The sequence below is a fragment of the Azohydromonas caseinilytica genome, from assembly GCF_012927045.1.
Classification (GTDB): domain Bacteria; phylum Pseudomonadota; class Gammaproteobacteria; order Burkholderiales; family Burkholderiaceae_C; genus Azohydromonas; species Azohydromonas caseinilytica.
On sequence record NZ_JABBFW010000041.1, the window covers coordinates 21,111 to 37,767 of the forward strand.

14 protein-coding genes are annotated in these 16,657 nt (G+C 67.9%); 11 read left to right on the top strand and 3 right to left on the bottom strand.

Going from position 1 to position 16,657, the window contains the following annotated elements; genetic code table 11:
• Window positions 1-159 precede the first annotated feature (159 nt).
• The 5 genes from HHL10_RS27980 (at window position 160) to HHL10_RS28000 (ending at window position 6,326) form a co-directional block, all read left to right on the top strand.
• Entirely contained in the window at window positions 160-2,394 is a 2,235-nt protein-coding gene (locus HHL10_RS27980; RefSeq protein WP_169163708.1) for a glycoside hydrolase family 3 protein, read from the top strand.
• A gap of 108 nt (window positions 2,395-2,502) precedes the next feature.
• Complete coding sequence (locus HHL10_RS27985) at window positions 2,503-3,318, top strand: NAD-dependent epimerase/dehydratase family protein (protein ID WP_235971845.1); 816 nt, start codon at window positions 2,503-2,505, stop codon at window positions 3,316-3,318.
• 46 nt (window positions 3,319-3,364) lie between these two features.
• Window positions 3,365-4,330 (top strand): TRAP transporter substrate-binding protein, encoded by a 966-nt coding sequence (locus tag HHL10_RS27990; RefSeq protein WP_169163710.1) that lies wholly within the window; start codon window positions 3,365-3,367, stop codon window positions 4,328-4,330.
• A 119-nt stretch (window positions 4,331-4,449) separates the two neighbouring features.
• Entirely contained in the window at window positions 4,450-5,046 is a 597-nt protein-coding gene (locus HHL10_RS27995) for a TRAP transporter small permease (RefSeq protein WP_169163711.1), read from the top strand.
• Window positions 5,037-6,326 (top strand): TRAP transporter large permease, encoded by a 1,290-nt coding sequence (locus tag HHL10_RS28000; protein WP_169163712.1) that lies wholly within the window; start codon window positions 5,037-5,039, stop codon window positions 6,324-6,326. Before HHL10_RS27995 ends, HHL10_RS28000 begins: the two co-directional genes overlap by 10 nt.
• An 86-nt stretch (window positions 6,327-6,412) precedes the next feature.
• Here the strand turns inward: HHL10_RS28000 and HHL10_RS28005 are convergent, their stop codons facing one another.
• Entirely contained in the window at window positions 6,413-6,988 is a 576-nt protein-coding gene (locus HHL10_RS28005; protein WP_169163713.1) for a hypothetical protein, read from the bottom strand.
• On the opposite strand from HHL10_RS28005, the gene HHL10_RS28010 reads away from it, so the two are divergent.
• A complete protein-coding gene (locus HHL10_RS28010) occupies window positions 6,987-9,440 on the top strand; it encodes a beta-glucosidase (RefSeq protein ID WP_235971846.1) in 2,454 nt (817 codons plus the stop codon). The genes HHL10_RS28005 and HHL10_RS28010 overlap by 2 nt on opposite strands.
• Window positions 9,441-9,578: 138 nt before the next feature.
• Here the strand turns inward: HHL10_RS28010 and HHL10_RS28015 are convergent, their stop codons facing one another.
• Window positions 9,579-10,214: a hemerythrin domain-containing protein gene (locus HHL10_RS28015; RefSeq protein WP_310734694.1), complete on the bottom strand. Its 636-nt coding sequence runs from the start codon at window positions 10,212-10,214 to the stop codon at window positions 9,579-9,581.
• A gap of 93 nt (window positions 10,215-10,307) precedes the next feature.
• Here HHL10_RS28015 and HHL10_RS28020 point away from each other — a divergent pair, with 93 nt between their 5' ends.
• Genes HHL10_RS28020 through HHL10_RS28035 form a run of 4 tightly spaced genes read left to right on the top strand, consistent with a single transcriptional unit; the run spans window position 10,308 to window position 14,520 of the window.
• Window positions 10,308-11,648, top strand: coding sequence for an MFS transporter (locus HHL10_RS28020; protein ID WP_169163715.1), 1,341 nt, complete (start codon window positions 10,308-10,310; stop codon window positions 11,646-11,648).
• 55 nt (window positions 11,649-11,703) lie between these two features.
• Complete coding sequence (locus tag HHL10_RS28025) at window positions 11,704-12,783, top strand: Rieske 2Fe-2S domain-containing protein (protein ID WP_169163716.1); 1,080 nt, start codon at window positions 11,704-11,706, stop codon at window positions 12,781-12,783.
• Window positions 12,780-13,754, top strand: coding sequence for a PDR/VanB family oxidoreductase (locus HHL10_RS28030; RefSeq protein ID WP_169163717.1), 975 nt, complete (start codon window positions 12,780-12,782; stop codon window positions 13,752-13,754). The genes HHL10_RS28025 and HHL10_RS28030 overlap by 4 nt, the downstream gene beginning before the upstream one ends.
• A gap of 55 nt (window positions 13,755-13,809) precedes the next feature.
• A complete protein-coding gene (locus HHL10_RS28035; RefSeq protein ID WP_169163718.1) occupies window positions 13,810-14,520 on the top strand; it encodes an alpha/beta fold hydrolase in 711 nt (236 codons plus the stop codon).
• A gap of 177 nt (window positions 14,521-14,697) precedes the next feature.
• Here the strand turns inward: HHL10_RS28035 and HHL10_RS28040 are convergent, their stop codons facing one another.
• Entirely contained in the window at window positions 14,698-15,969 is a 1,272-nt protein-coding gene (locus HHL10_RS28040; protein WP_169163719.1) for a LysR family transcriptional regulator, read from the bottom strand.
• 128 nt (window positions 15,970-16,097) lie between these two features.
• On the opposite strand from HHL10_RS28040, the gene HHL10_RS28045 reads away from it, so the two are divergent.
• Entirely contained in the window at window positions 16,098-16,535 is a 438-nt protein-coding gene (locus tag HHL10_RS28045) for a nuclear transport factor 2 family protein (RefSeq protein WP_169163720.1), read from the top strand.
• Window positions 16,536-16,657: the final 122 nt, after the last annotated feature.

The window sequence follows — 16,657 nt, forward strand, 5'->3', positions numbered from 1 at the left end:
AGAGACAGGGGACCAGGACATGAGCGTCCATGCCGGACCTCGCCGCCCAGGGCCGCTGCAAAGGCTCTTTCCGCGAATGGCGGAGTCGCGAAACCGGATGCCGGCAACGTTCATGGAACCAATGCGAAGGCCCGTCTGAGGCCGCATCGAGGAGACAACATGGAATCCAAAGACGCACGCCGTCTGCGTCCCATTGCCACGGCCTGCGTGCTGAGCGTGGCCGGGCTGGCTTTGAGCGGCTGCTTTGGCGGCGACGACGGCGAGGCTCCGCGCCTGGAGCAGCCCACTATCGGTGTGCGCGGCAAGACCGTTCTGAACCAGGACGGCTACCAGTTCCGCGACGCCAACGGCAACGGCCGGCTCGACCCGTACGAGGATTGGCGGCTGTCCATTGAGGCCCGCGTGGCCGACCTGCTGCCGCGCATGACGCTGCAGCAGAAGGCCGGGATGATGCTCATCGACACGCTCAATGCCGGGTGCGCGGGCGACGTGGCCAGCACCAAGGCGGCTGCCTTCGTGCAGACCGAGAAGATGACGCGCTTCATCCTGCGCAGCACGGCCAAGGCCACGGCGGATGCCTGCGACGGCAGCGTCACGCCCGGGCGCGGAGGCTATGTCGTCACCCCGCGGCAGCTTGCGGAGTTCCACAACGCCGTGCAGGCCCTGGCCGAAGCCGAGCCGCTGGGCATCCCGGTGCAGTTCAAGGACAACCAGCGCAACCACTACAACAACGATCCGCGCTTCGGCATCTCCGGCAGCGCCGGTGCCTTCACCGAGTTTCCGCGCGAGGCCGGCATCGCCGCAGCCGCGCTGGGCACGGGCGACATGTCGCCCGTGCAGAAGCTCACCGAGGTGATGGGCGAGGAATATCGCGCGGTGGGCCTGCGCGGTCTCTATGGCTACATGGCCGATCTGGCCACCGAGCCGCGCTGGTACCGCGTGTCGGAAACCTTCACCGAGGACGCCGACCTCAACGCCAACATCATGACCGCGCTGGTGCAGGGGCTGCAGGGCGGGCCGGTGAGCCCTAACTCGGCCGTGGCGCTGACCATGAAGCATTTCCCCGGCGGTGGCCCGCAGGAGCAGGGGCTCGACCCGCATTACTCCTTCGGAAAGCACCAGGTGTACCCGGGCGGCAACTTCGCCTACCACCTCAAGCCTTTCCAGGCCGCCGTCAGCGCCGGGGTCTCGGCCATCATGCCCTACTACGGCGTGCCCATCAGCGTGAGCTACGAGGGCGTCACCTACGACCAGACCGGTTTCGCGTTCAACAAGCAGATTGTGACGGACCTGCTGCGCGGCAAGCTGGGCTTCCAGGGCTACGTCAACTCCGACACCGGCATCATCAACGACCGCGCCTGGGGCCTGGAAGGCAAGACCGTGCCGGAGCGCGCGGCCACCGCCATCAACGCCGGCGTGGACGTGCTCTCGGGCTTCAACAGCAACAAGACCATCACCGACCTGGTTGCCGCCGGGCTGGTGAGCGAGGCGCGCGTCACCGAGGCGGCGCGGCGGCTGCTGACCGAGCAGTTCAGGCTCGGCCTGTTCGAGAACCCCTACGTGGATGCGACGAAGGTGGACGCCGTGCTTGGCAGCGACGCCCACCGCGCCAAGGGCCTGGAAGTGCAGAAGCAATCCATCGTGCTGCTGCAGAACAGCGACCCGGGCACGGGTGCGAAGCTGCTGCCGCTGGCCGCGGGCAAGCGCCTCTACACCATGGGCATGGGCAAAGCCGACGTGCAGAAGTACGGCTATGTCGTCACGGATGGCAACTACACGGTGCCTGGTGGCCGGCCCAGCGCCGCGGGGCATGACGCGGCCGTGATCCGCGTGCAGGTCACCAATCCCGCTGCCGTCACGGCCGCCTACCGCACCAAGGGCGCGACCACCGGGGCCGAACCGGCCAACCTCAACCCGCGCACCGGCAGCGTCTGGGGCGCCGAGGACTCCTGCATCCTCTTTCCGGCGCAGAACCCGAGCTGCGTGGATGACGTGGGCCTGATCTTCGGCGGCGCCTTCCCCTGGGAAGCCAACAACCTCTCGTTCAGCACCATGGCGGCTTCGCAATCGTGGCAGATGACGCCCTCGCTGGCCGACATCCAGGCGGTGATGAATGAGGTGGGCGCGAAGAACACGGTGCTGGCCATCTACTTCCGCCAGCCTTACGTGCTCGATGACGCCAGCGGGCTGAAGAACGCCGGCGCGATCGTGGGCACCTTCGGCGTCAGCGACGTGGCGCTGCTTGAAGTGCTCAGCGGCAAGTTCAAGCCGCAGGGCAAGCTGCCCTTCGCGCTGGCCAACAAGCTGGAGGCGGTGGTCAACAACCAGCCCGACGTGCCCGGATATCCGGCTGCCGACACGCTGTATCCGTACGGCTTCGGCCTGAGCTACTGACCGCCAGGGCGTCCGCCCGGAACCCGGCCGCCGTTTCAGGAAGGCCGGGCGGGCTGCGCTCATCCTCGAATTCCATGCCCGCCAGACCTCACCATGCTGCCTGATCCCATGACTCCCATCCGCTTCGGCCGCCTGCTGCTCACCGGCGCGGCCGGCAACCTGGGCCGCGAACTGCGCCCACGCCTGCGGCGCTACTGCGACACGCTTCGCCTGAGCCACCGCCGCGACTTCGGCCCTGCCGAGCCGGGCGAGGAGATCGTGCTGGCGCACCTGGAAAACAAGGCTGCCATGCTGGCGCTGCTTGAAGGCGTGGACGCCGTGGTGCACATGGGCGGCGTTTCCACCGAGCAGCCCTGGCAGCCGATCCTGGAGTCCAACATCGTCGGTGCCTACAACCTCTACGAGGCGGCGCGCCACCACCGCGTGTGGCGCATCGTGTTCGCCAGCTCCAACCACGTCACGGGCTTCTATCGGCAGGACCAGGTCATCAGCCCGCGCGACCCGGCACGCCCGGACGGTCTCTATGGCCTGTCCAAGGCCTTCGGCGAGGATCTGGCACAGCTCTACTTCGACCGCTTCGGCATCGAGACCGTGAGCCTGCGCATTGGCTCCAGCTACGCCGAGCCCAAGGACCGGCGCATGCTGGCCACCTGGCTGAGCTTCGACGACCTGGAACGCCTGGTGGTGGCCGCGCTCACCGCGCCGGTGGTGGGCCACAGCGTCATCTACGGCATCTCCGACAACGCCACCACCTGGTGGGACAACACGCCGGCGCGCCACGTCGGCTATCGCCCCCAGGACAGCTCCGACACCTTCCGCGCCGCCGTGGAGGCTCGCCAGCCGCGCATCGACCTGGACGACCCCGCCGCGCGCTACCAGGGCGGCGCCTTCGTGCGCACCGGCCCGTTCGAGGACCAGGCCTGAGCAGCCGGCTCATTTCGCCACACGCCAACTTCAACCGACACCAACCATGATCAAGCAGATTGCCCTGGCTGCGATGGCCACGCTGACCGTCCTTGGCGCGCAAGCCAAGGAATTCCGCTCCGCCGACGTGCACAACAGCGACGACTACCCCACCGTCGCGGCCGTGAAGTACATGAGCCAGGTGCTCGAACAGAAGAGCGGCGGCAAGTACAAGATCAAGGTCTTCAACAAGAGCGCCCTGGGCACCGAGAAGGAGACGCTGGACCAGGTCAAGATCGGCGCGCTGGACATGAACCGCGTCAACATCAGCTCGCTGAACTCGATGTGCCCGAAGTCGCTGGTGCCCACGCTGCCCTTCTTGTTCAACAGCATCGAGCACATGCACCAGGTGCTCGACGGCCCGGTGGGCGAGGAGATCCTCAAGGGCTGCGAGCATGAGGGCCTGGTGGGCCTGGCCTTCTACGACAGCGGCGCGCGCAGCATCTACGCCAAGAAGCCCGTGCGCACGCTGGCCGACGCCAAGGGCATGAAGATCCGCGTGCAACCGTCTGACGTATGGGTGGCGGTGGCCGCCGCCATGGGCGCCAACGCCACGCCCATGCCCTACGGCGAGGTCTACACCGCGCTCAAGACCGGCATCATCGACGCCGCCGAGAACAACATCCCCTCATTCGAGACCTCCAAGCATTTCGAGGCCGCGAAGGTGTTCTCGCACACCGAGCATTCGATGGCGCCCGAAGTGCTGCTCATCAGCAAGGCCGTGTTCGACAAGCTGCCCAAGGCCGAGCAGGACATGGTCCGCGCCGCGGCCAAGGAGTCGGTGGCGTTCCAGCGCAAGAAGTGGGCCGAGCAGGAGGCCAAGTCGCTGACCACCATCAAGGCTGCCGGCGTGCAGATCGTTGACAACGTCGACAAGGCCTCCTTCCAGTCCGCAATGCAGCCGGTGTACGCCAAGTTCGTGACCACGCCGGATCTGCAGCGCCTGGTCAAGGCGGCGCAGGACCTCAAGTAAGCCGCCGCGGCGGCGCCCGGCGCGCCGCCGTGCCTGCATGAAATGAGCACCATGCCTTTGCAAGAAGGCATGGAAGCCCTTGTTGCGCGCGCTGCTGCGCGTGCCGTCCCGGAGTCTCCATGAGTTCCCCTGCCGCCCTGCCGGCCACCGTCGCGGACAACGAAAACGTCAACGCCGCCACCGGTACGCCGCTGGAGGCCGACCACACCCGGCCGCCCTCCACCCACCTCTACTCGCGCTTTTGCGCCTTTCTCTCCAAGGCCAGCCTGGTGCTGGCCGTGATCGGGCTCATCGCCCTGATCCTGTGCGTGCAGTTCCAGGTCGTCGGCCGCTACATCTTCAACGACACGCCCACCTGGGCCGAGGCCCTGGCGCTGCAGCTCGTGCTCTACATCACCGCACTGGGCGTGGCGGTGGGCGTGCGCGACGCGGGCCACATCGGGCTGGAGTCGCTGGTGTCGCTGCTGCCTGAAGCCTGGCGGCTGCGCCTGGAGATCCTCATCCACGGCTTCGTCGTGCTCTTCGGCGCCATCATGGCCAAGAGCGGCTGGCTGTGGACCACGCTCAAGTGGAGCGACATCAAGCCCATGCTGGGCGTGCCCGTGGGCGCGGACTACCTGGCCCTCGTGGTGGCCGGCGTGCTGATCGTTCTCTTTTCTATCGAACACATCATCGCGCTCGTGCGTGATGAGGAAGTGGTGCCGGCATGGAACTGACCGTCCTGACCCTGAGCTTCGCCGCCCTGCTGGTGCTGGGCGTGCCCGTGGCGTTTTCCATCGGCCTGGCCTCCATCGCCACGGTGCTGTACTCGGGCATGCCCGTGGAGATCGTCTTCCAGAAGATGGTGGGCGGCATGCAGGTGTTCTCCTTCCTGGCCATCCCGTTCTTCGTTTTCGCCGGCGAGCTCATGCTCTACGGCGGCATCGCCGACCGCATCGTGCGCTTCGCCAACAGCCTTGTCGGCCACGTGAGGGGCGGCCTGGGGATGAGCAACGTCGTGGGCTGCACGCTCTTTGGCGGCGTGGCGGGCTCGGCGCTGGCCGACGTCTCGGCCATGGGCTCGGTGATGATCCCGCTGATGAAGAAGGAGGGCTACGACGCCGACTACGCCGTCAACGTCACGACGCACTCGGCGCTGGTGGGCGTGCTCATGCCCACCTCGCACAACCTCATCATCTTCACGCTGGCCACCACCGGCATCGCCTCGGTGAGCATCCTCAGCCTGATCCTGGCGGGCATCATCCCGGCCATCCTGCTGACCGCGTGCAACCTGGGCGCCGCCTACTACGTGGCGCGCAAGCGCGGCTATCCCATCCGCGGCGGCTTCCCCGGCTGGGGCGAGGTGCTCAAGAGCTTCCTGGGCGCGCTGCCGGGGCTGCTGATCGTGGTCATCATCCTCGCGGGCATCCTCTCGGGCATCTTCACCGCCACCGAGAGCGCGGCCACGGCCGTGTTCTGGGCCGTGCTGGTGACGGCCCTGGTCTACAAGACGCTGTCCTGGAAGGACTTCCTCAAGGCCTGCGCCAAGGCCTGCAAGGCCACCGGCGTGGTGCTGCTGCTCATCGGCATCTCCAGCGCCTTCGGCTACTTCATGGCCCTGTACGAGGTGCCGCAGAAGACCGGCGAGCTCATGCAGTCGGTGACGGACAACCCGCTGGTGATCTTCTTCATGATCAACCTGCTGCTGTTCGTGCTGGGCACCTTCCTGGACATGGCCGCCACCATCCTGGTGTGCACGCCCATCTTCCTGCCCATCGCCATGCAGTTCGGCATGGACCCGGTGCAGTTCGGCATCGTCATGCTCATCAACTGCGCGCTGGGCCTGAACACGCCGCCCGTGGGCGTGACGCAGTTCGTGGGCTGCGCCATCGGCAACATCTCGGTGGGCCAGGTGATGAAGTCGATCCTGCCCTTCTACAGCGCGCTGGGCATCTGCCTGGCCCTGGTCACCTACGTGCCCGCCTTCTCGATGTGGCTGCCCGGCATGTTCAGATGACCACCGCCGCCCGGAATTGACGCGCGCTGTGCGCGAAATCAGATTCTTTTCAAATCAGGAAAATGCGCCGCTGCCGCGGCGCATTTTCATTTGGCGCCCTGCGGCATGCTGGTGCGTTCAATGGGAACCCGCGGTTTTTCAAAGTTCACAGGGTGGTGCGCCATCGCGGTGCAGTCATCGAATGTTTTTGACGCCTTGGAAATCAGGGCGGTGTGCAAGTTGGGTTGGGGGTAGTCCCAATTGCTTACGGAAAAAGTATCGAACCTCACAAACTTTGTATTGGACTTGAGTGTTGCTGCTCTGGTGAACTGTCGAGGTGCCAGCGGTTTAATGAGATTTGCAGCTGAATACCGGGAAATTCGAATTATTTTCGATTTCAGCCTGTGATTTCCTCGGCATGACCCGGTGCAATCTTCGGATACATGCCTGGTTTTATTCAGTTTCGCCGTGACAGCTCCTGGCCGCGTCAACAAAGCCTGTTCCATCAATTCAAAGGAGACAACGATGCAACCCCGGTTTTTCGCCAGGAAGACCCCGCTCGCCATGGCGGTCAGCGCGGTTCTTTCGATGGGCCTGGTGGCCTGCGGTGGCTCGGACGAGGCTGAGCCGGCTGCGGTAGCGGCCTCGGCGCCCGCTTCAGGCGTCCAGCCATGGATGGCCATGGCCACCATCAATGAGCAGAAGACGGCAGCGACCGACACGGCCAAGGAGGCGGTGGCCAACCGGCGTGCCAAGCTGCTGCTCGCGGCAATGACGCTGGAGCAGAAGCTGCAGCAGCTCACGGGCAGCATGCCGGAACTGATCCCTGAACTGCCGGGGTGCTACGGGGCTCGCCACGTGACGGGCATCGCCGCCCTGAGCATCCCGACCCTGCGCATCACCAATGGTCCGGTCGGCGTGGGCCAGAACGACTGCGTGGCGGCGAGCCTGTACGACGAGGTCAAGGCGGGCACGAAGAGCTTCACCGTCGCGTACACGCATCCCAGCTCCGCCAAGGCGACGGCGCTGCCGTCCGCGATCTCGGCTGCCGCGTCCTTCGATCCGGCCGTGGCTGCCGCGTACGGCGACGTGATCGGCACGGAGATGAACAACCTGGCGCTGCACGTCTTCGAGGCGCCGGGCCTGAACCTGGCGCGAATTCCGGTGCTGGGCCGCAACTTCGAGTACTTCGGCGAGGACCCGTACCTCACGGGCGTGATGGGCGTGGCCGAAACCAAGGCCGTGCAGGCCAAGGGCCTGATCGCGATGCCCAAGCACTTCGTCGCCAACGAGCAGGAAACCAACCGCCAGAAGGTGCAGGAAACGGTGGACCGCCAGGTGCTGCGCGAGCTGTACCTGCTGCCCTTCGAGATGGCGGTGAAGGACGGCAAGCCGGGCTCCATCATGTGCGCCTACAACTATGTCAACGGCGCGCAGTCCTGCGAAAGCAAGGAGATGCTCACCGACGTGCTGCGCACCGACTGGGGCTTCACGGGCTACGTGCAGTCGGACTTCTTCGCCATGAAGAGCACCGTGGGCACGATGCAGGCGGGCATGGACCATGAGATGCCGATCCCGCAACAGTGGGCGCCGGCCAAGCTCACCCCAGCCTTGGCTTCCGGCTCCATCACGACGGCCATGATCGACAAGGCCCTGGAGCGCCGCTACACGCAGATGTTCAAGATGGGCATCTTCGACCGCCCGCTGGTGCAGACGGCCATCGACTTCGCCAACAACGGCAAGGTGGCGCGCGACATCGGCACGAAGGCGGCTGTGCTGCTGCAGAACAACGGTGCGCTGCCCATCGCCTCCACGGTGCGCAAGGTGGTTCTGGTCGGCAAGGCGTCCCAGGTCTACGCCCAGCAGGCCGTAGCCGGCGGTTCGCTGGTGGGCAAGCCGATGGGCGCGGGCGGTGGCAGCTCGGACGTCGTGCCCAACTACACGGTGGCGCCCATCGACGGCATCAGGAACACGCTCAAGGCGCTGGGCAACACCACGGCCGCCGTCCAGCTCATCCTGGTTGATGATGCCAACGCGAGCGCCACGATCGACGGCCGCTCGGTGTCCTTCGACGAGGCGCTGGCGGCCGCGGCAGCGGCCGACGCCGTGGTGGTGATGGCGGGCACCGTTTCGGAAGAGGGCGCGGACCGCGCCACCATGGCCGACGGCAGCACGGCGGCCTCCACCACCGTGCCGCTCGCCGCCGGCGCCAGGCCCTCCGACGGCAGCAGCCTGGACTGGTACGCGACGTCGAGCTCCAGCGCGTATGCGACGCTCACCGGTGCCAATGCCGTCAAGAACAGCCAGACGGTGGCCATGATCAAGGCGATCATGACCACGGCCTCGACCACGGGGCGCACGATGGTCCAGAAGACGGCGCTGGTGCTCAAGGACAACGCCGGTATCGCGATGGACCCGGACTTGGTCGGCACGGCCGGCCCCTCCATCCTGGAAGCCTGGTTCCCGGGCCAGGAGGACGGCAACATCGTGGCCGACCTGCTGTTCGGCGTGAAGAACCCTTCGGGCAAGCTGCCGGTGACCTTCCCGGTCGCCGGCAAGGGTTTCCTCGACCACGCGAGCCTGGAGCAGTTCCCCGGCGTGGTGAGCGCCGACGGCAGCACGCAGACGGTCAACTACAGCGAAGGCCTGCACATCGGCTACCGCTGGTACGACGCCAACAAGAGCGGCGAGTGCACGGTGGTGAACGGCAGCAACCCCTGCGTGGCTTTCCCCTTCGGCCATGGCCTGGCCTACACCACGTTCACCGTCACCGCGCCGAGCGTGGCGCTGAACAACTCGACAAAGGCCTATGACGTGAAGGTCAAGGTCAGCAACACCGGCAAGGTGACGGGCTCGGAGGTCGTCCAGGTGTACCTGTCACTGCCCACCGGCGCCAGCGCGTTGGGCATGGAGCAGCCGCCGAAGCGCCTGGTCGGGTTCCAGAAGGTCGAGCTGGCGCCGGGCGCTTCCCGGGACGTCGTCATCTCGATCAACCCGGCGGCAAGCAACCACCCGCTCAGCGCATGGAGCAAGACGTCCAACCAGTGGGTCACCCCGGCGGGCGCCTACACGGTCTATGCCGGCAAGTCCTCGGCACCCAGGGACCTGGCTGTGGCGGGAACCTTCACTCGCTGATGAAGACGCGCCAGTGCCCTGGCGTCCTGGCCTGCGGTGCTGAGCGCTGCTGAAGCAACGCCCGTCATGCCGCGCAAGCGGGCATGACGGGCGTTTTCACGCATCTGGTTGAGATCAAAGGGGTCGGGCCGCTGTCCGCTACGCCGACTGCTGCTCCTGCACGCCCATCTGCTGCATCAGCTCCTGGCGGCGCGTCATCATCTGCCGGCCCAGGGCGCTGAGATCCAGCCCGCCCTTTTGCTGCAGTTGCGGGATGAGCTCGTTCTCTTCTTCCTGCACATGGTGCTTGGTGTACTCGCCGAGCACCTTGACCTTGGCGTCGTACAGCTCTTCCGACGGGTCCATGCCCTGGATCTGCTTGATCAGGTCGCGCGCGCTGGCGTGTTCGACCTTGGCCTCTTCGATGAGGTCGTTCCGGCCCAGCGCCTGGCGGGCCGCCGGGTAGAGAAGTTCTTCCTCCAGCTGCGCATGCATCAGCAGCAGCTTGCAGATCCGCTGCGCCGTCTGCTCCTTCTGCTGGTCGCCGGCCTGCGGTGGAGTCTCGGGCTTTTCCCGGGGCGCCGCGGTTGCGCCTGGGCACGCGGATTGCGGCGTCCCGGGACAGGTGCTGCGTATCCCCGCCAAGGGCCGGCAGAGCGATGCGGCAGTGGTCATAAGCAAAACACATAGCAGCGCCCCTACACGGCATTGGCTGCTGCCAAGGGGAACTGTGATGCTTCGGCCCGCAGAAACAAGGCAGCGACGGCGCACCGCCCGGTGGGTCGTCCAGACCATCAAACCAGGCTGCGGTTCCTGCGCAGTGACGGCATCCGAGTGGCGTCGCCCGCCAAGGACGGAGTGAGACAACCTGTTCCGTAGAGGACTTGTATGACAGACATCCGAAGGACGCTCGAAGAGGGCGTCATGACCCGGTTCCAGTGGGTCGCCGTGGCGATCTGCGTGATGCTCATCATGCTCGATGGCTTCGACGTGCTGGTGATGGCCTTCACCGCCTCCAGCGTGGCCGCCGAGTGGAAGCTCAACGGCGCGCAACTGGGGCTGCTGTTCAGCGCCGGCCTGTTCGGCATGGCCGCGGGCTCGCTGTTCGTGGCGCCGGTGGCCGACCGCATCGGCCGCCAGCCCGTCATCCTGCTGTGCCTGATCGTCATTGCCGCGGGCATGCTGCTGTCGGGCCTGGCGCAGAGCCACATGCAGCTCGTCGGGCTGCGTGGGCTCACCGGCGTGGGCATCGGCGGCATGCTCGCCAGCGTGGGCATCATCACGGCCGAGTATTCCTCGCTGAAGTGGCGCAGCACCGCCGTGGCGCTGCAGGCCACGGGCTATCCCATCGGCGCGACGCTGGGCGGCCTAGTGGCCGCGTGGCTGCTGCAGCACTACGGCTGGCGCTCGGTGTTCGTCTTCGGCGGGCTGGCCACGGCAGTAATGATTCCGATCGTGCTGTGGCGGTTGCCCGAGTCGGTGGACTTCCTCATCGCGCGCCGTCCGGCGCATGCGCTGGACAAGCTCAACCGCATCCTGGGCTTCATGGGCCATTCGCGCCTGCAGCAGTTGCCCGAGCGGGCCGCGGCCGGCGTGGCGGCGGCCCAGGGCAATGCCGTGGCCGGCCTGTTCAAGAACGGCCTGGCGCGCCCCACGCTGATGCTGTGGAGCGCCTTCTTCCTGCTGATGTTCAGCGTCTATTTCTCGCTGAGCTGGACGCCGAAGCTGCTGGTGCAGGCCGGCCTGTCGGCGCAGCAGGGCGTCACGGGCGGCGTGCTGATCAACCTGGGCGGCATCGTCGGCGGCAGCCTGTTCGGCGCACTGGCCGTCCGCGTGCGGCTGGTGCATCTCACGGTAGGGGCCTTCCTGATCTACGCGGTGTTCACCGCGCTGTTCGGTGCCGTCTCCGGTGCCCTGGGCCTGGCCTTCGCGGCGGCCTTCGGCATGGGCGTTTTCCTGTTCGCCTCGATGGCCGGCCTCTATGCCTTCGCGCCGGTGACCTACCCGGCGGCAGTGCGCACCACCGGCCTGGGCTGGGCCATCGGCATCGGCCGTATCGGCGCCATCCTGGCCCCGCTGATCGCCGGCATGCTGCTCGACGGCGGCTGGCAGCCCGCATCCCTTTACTACGCCTACGCGCTGCCGCTGGTGGCCGGGGCCCTGGCGGTGCTGGCCATCGGCACCGGCCGTACCGCGCCGGGCCAGTCGCGGCCCGCGGCTGCGCACTGACACGACGTCGGCCCCAAAGGGGCACGCCCGCATCACTTCTTCAAGGAGCCATCCCATGTTTCTGAAGAACACCTGGTACGTCGCCTGCAAGCCCGACGAGATCGAGGGCAAGCCGCTGGGCCGCAAGGTCTGCAACGAGGCCATCGTCTTCTACCGCCAGGCCGACGGCAGCCCGGCCGCGGTGGAGGACTTCTGCCCGCACCGCGGCGCGCCGCTGTCGCTGGGCTACGTGTCCGACGGCAAGCTCGTGTGCGGCTACCACGGCCTGGAGATGGGCTGCGACGGCAAGGCCGTCGCCATGCCGGGCCAGCGTGTGCGCGGCTTCCCGTGCATCAAGAGCTACGCCACGGTGGAGCGCCACGGCTTCATCTGGGTGTGGCCCGGCGACAAGGACCAGGCCGACCCCGCGCTCATCCCGGAGCTGCACTGGGCCCACGATCCCGAGTGGGCCTACGGCGGCGGCTACTACCACGTCAGGTGCGACTACCGGCTCATGATCGACAACCTGATGGACCTCACGCACGAGACCTACGTGCACTCCACGTCCATCGGCCAGAAGGAGATCGACGAGACGCCGTGCACCACGAAGGTCGAGGGCGACCACGTCATCACCAGCCGCTTCATGAACGAGCTGCCCGAGGCGCCGCCGTTCTGGAAGCTGGCGCTGCGCGGCCACGGGCTGCCCGATGACCAGCGCGTGGACCGCTGGCAGATCTGCCACTTCAACCCGCCCACGCACGTGATGATCGAGGTGGGCGTGGCGCTGGCCGGCCACGGCGGCTACGACGCGCCGGCGGACAAGAAGGTCTACGCCATCGTGGTGGACTTCATCACGCCCGAGACCGAGACCTCGCACCACTACTTCTGGGGCATGGCGCGGCACTTCAAGCCGCAGGACCCGGCGCTGACCGTGGCCATCCGCGAGGGCCAGCGCAAGGTCTTCGGCGAGGACCTGCAGATGCTGGAGCGCCAGCAGGCCAACCTCAGCACCTGGCCCGAGAGGAAGCTGCTGATGCTCAACATCGACGCCGGCGGCGTGCAGTCGCGCCGCGTCATCGACCGCGTCCTGGCGCAGGAGACGGCCGCGAAGGCCAATGCCTCCAGTGCCACCGGCGTGGCGGAGGCGGCGCAATGAGCGGTACGGGCGCAACGATGGAAGTGCGGGTGGCGCGCAAGGCGATCGAGGCCACCGACATCTGCAGCCTGGAGCTGGTGGCCGCCGACGGCGGCGCGCTGCCGGGCTTCTCCGCCGGCTCGCACATCGACGTGCACCTGCCCGGCGGCATCGTGCGCCAGTACTCGCTGTGCAACGACCCGGCCGAGACGCACCGCTACCTGATTGCCGTGCTGCGCGACCCGGGCTCGCGCGGCGGTTCCATCGCCGTGCACGACGCGGTGAACGAGGGCGACACCCTGTGCATCAGCGCGCCCAAGAACCACTTCGCGCTGGCGCACGAGGCCAAGAGGAGCCTGCTGCTGGCCGGGGGCATCGGCGTCACGCCGATCCTGTGCATGGCCGAGCGCCTGGCGGTGATGGGCGCCTCCTTCGAGATGCACTACGCCGCGCGCTCGCGCGAGCGCACCGCCTTCCTGGAGCGCATCCGCCAGTCGGCCTTTGCCGACCGGGTGCAGTTCCACTTCGACGACGGCGACGCCGAGCAGCGCCTGGACCTGCCCGGGCTGCTGATGCAGGCGCAGCCCGGCACGCACCTCTACGTCTGCGGTCCCAAGGGCTTCATGGACGCGGTGCTGGGCACGGCGCGGGCGCAGGGCTGGGGCGAGGCGCAGCTGCACTGGGAGTTCTTCTCCGGCGCCGACGCCGCGCCGCGCGCCGACGACGGCAGCTTCGAGGTGCAGCTCGCCAGCTCGGGCCGCGTCATCGCCATCGCCCCGGACAAGACCGTGACGCAGGCGCTGGCCGAGGCGGGCGTGGAGATCCTGGTGTCGTGCGAGCAGGGCGTGTGCGGCACCTGCCTCACGCGCGTGCTGCAGGGCGAGGTGGACCACCGCGACGCCTACCTCACGCCCGAGGAGCAGGCGGCCAACGACCAGTTCACGCCCTGCTGCTCGCGCGCCAAGTCGCCGCGGCTGGTGTTGGATCTGTGACGCGGCCTCGCGCCGCAGGTGTGTTCATGCCGCGATGGCTTGGGAGAAACAGAGGATGACCCGACCTTGTGTGGTGCTGCTGCCCGGCTTGCTGTGCGATGCCGCCGTGTGGCGCGAGCAGTGCCAGGCGCTGGCTTTCGCGGACTGCGTGGTGCCGTCCTATGGCGAGCTGGCGTCCATCACCGCCATGGCGCGCAGCGTCCTGGAGGCGGCGCCGGCGCAGCGTTTTTCGCTGGCCGGGCATTCGATGGGCGGCCGCGTGGCGCTGGAAGTGGTGCGCCTGGCGCCGGAGCGCGTCGAGCGCCTGGCCCTGCTCGACACCGGCATGGACCCGCTGGCCCAGGGCGGCGCGGGCGAGCAGGAGCGTGCCAAGCGCATGGCGCTGTTGCAGGTGGCCCGGGCCAAGGGCATGCGCGCGATGGGACGCGAATGGGCCCGCGGCATGGTCCATCCCTCGCGCCTGGACACGCCACTGTTCGAGGAGATCCTCGACATGATCGAACGCCAGACGCCGGCGATCTTCGAGGCCCAGATCAACGCGCTGCTGGGCCGGCCCGACGCGCGCCCGGTGCTGCGGGCGCTGAGCTGTCCCACCCTCCTGGCCTGCGGACGCCAGGATGCCTGGAGCCCGCTGTCGCGCCACGAGGAGATGCAGGCCCTGGTGCCGGGCTCGCGTCTCGTGGCCATCGAGGACAGCGGCCACATGAGCACGATGGAACAGCCCGAGGCGGTATCGCGGGCGCTGCTGGACTGGATGAAGGAGTGATTCGAGTTCTTTTTTGCTTGTGAAATGACCCGTTCGTCCTGAGGTATCGAAGGACGAATCCGTGAGGCTCTCGCGGCCTGACTCACGGCAGGGGCCGTTCATCCTTCGATACCTCAGGACGAACGGAATACTTCACTGGCAAGCGCGAGTCGGACTGGGCCGGCGGCCCGCCGGGCTTCAAGCAGGACTCGCCACCGCCGCCTGGCACGCCTGCAGGAACAGCTGCAGGTCATGCGCGGGCTCGCCCAGGGCGCGCGTCGTGACCCCGATACGGCGCGCCGTGGACGGCAGCGCCAGCGGCACGATGCACAGCTGCCCGCCGTGGTTCTCGGCCAGCACCTGTCCGCGCGAGGCCAGCGCCAGCCGGCCGGTCTGCATCACGAAGGCCTGGGTCAGCGCCGGGCTGCTGGCCTGTAAGCCCTGCTGCGGCGGCTCCAGGCCCTCGGATCGGAACAGCTCCTCCAGGGCCCGGTCCGCCGGCGTCCCCGGCAGCGGCGTGACCCATTCCCATTGCAGCAGGTCCTTCAGGCGCAGGGCGCGGCGCTTCAAACAGGGATGGCCGGCGCGTGCGATGACGGCCAGCTCGTCGTCGAACAGGTGCAGCTGCCGGATCTCGTCGCGCGCCGTGTCGCCGCGCAGTGCGCCCGCGATGGCGTCCACGTCGGCGCTGAGCAGCTGCTGCACCAGGCTCTCGTAGGTGCCATCGACGATCTGGATCGCGATGTTGGGATGCTCGTGCACCAGGGCCTCGATCGCGCGCGGCAGGAACATGGACACCGACAGCGGCAGCACGCCCACCACGATGCGCCCGCGGATGTCGCCGCGCCAGGCGGCGAGGTCGTTCTCCATGGCCTTGATCTCGGCCAGCGCCAGCTTCACGCGCCGCAGCAGCGCCTCGCCGGCGGGCGTGAGCCGCGTGCCGGCGGCCATCTTGTAGAACAGGCGCACCCCCAGCACCTGCTCCAGCGCCTGCAGCGCCGCGTGCACGGCCGGCTGGGTCACGCCCAGGGACTGCGCCGCGCTGGCCTCGCTGCCGCAGGCCGTGATCGCGATCAGCGCGCGCAGGCTGCCGGCGGACACCACGCTCGGGAAGCGCTCCGGCGACGCGGGCTGCCGCGCCGTGGACGGGGCGGCGGCGAGGGCTTCCGCGGCGCCGCAAGCCAGGTGCTCGAACACCGTCCCGGTGCGTCCGACCAGCCGCGTGCCGGGCTGCGTGGCCACCATGCCGCGCGCGGTGCGCACGAACAGCTCCAGCCCGCAGGCCTTCTCCAACTCGACGATGGAGCGCGCCACCGCCGGCTGCGACAGGTGGATCGCCTCCGCCGCGCGCGCCGTGCTGCCATGCCCGGCCACCGCCAACAGGACCCGCATCGAGCGGATGCGCTCCGTCAGCCGCGGTACGGCCCATGGGCGCGTCGGTGCCGTTTCCGGCGGGGCTGCCGTGCCCATCGCTGCTCTCCTCAACTTCTCATAAGAATTATGCATAGCCTGCCCTGCGGGCCACATTGGCGGCGCGGGCCGGGCGGTGCCATTCTTGCCAGCTGCCTCCTGGGCACTGGATGAAGGAAACGCGATTGATGGATACCACCGAACGCCTTGAGATCGATCGGGCCTGTCGCGAGCTGGTGCTGCGCGCGGCTCGCTGCGTCGATGCGGGGGACGCGGCGGGGCTGGCGCAGCTGTTCGCCGTGGACGGCGTGCTGGTGCGGCCCAACGCCCAGCCGCTGCAGGGCCGGGACGCGATCCAGGCCGTTTATGCGCAGCGGCCGGCGGAGCGCATGACGCGCCACCTGGTCACGAACACGCTGGTCGAGGTGGAGTCGCCGACCAGCGCCCGGGCGCTGAGCTACGTGCTGCTGTGGACCGGCTCCAGCGCCGACCCGGATGGCCCGCAGGGCCGGCGCGCGCAGGGCCGGCAGCTGGTGGGCGAGTTCGAGGACCGGTTCACGCGCGAGCCCGAGGGCTGGCGCATCAAGCACCGCGATGCGCGCTTCGTGCTGCACATCGGCGACTGATCCTAAATCCGGCAGTTACTACCCCGTGAGACGGCCAGCGGGCCAATGCTGACAAGCACTTGAGCCGATCCTGCAGACTCACCCGATGGGTGAAGCAAGACGCAAGCGGGCCCTGGCCCTGG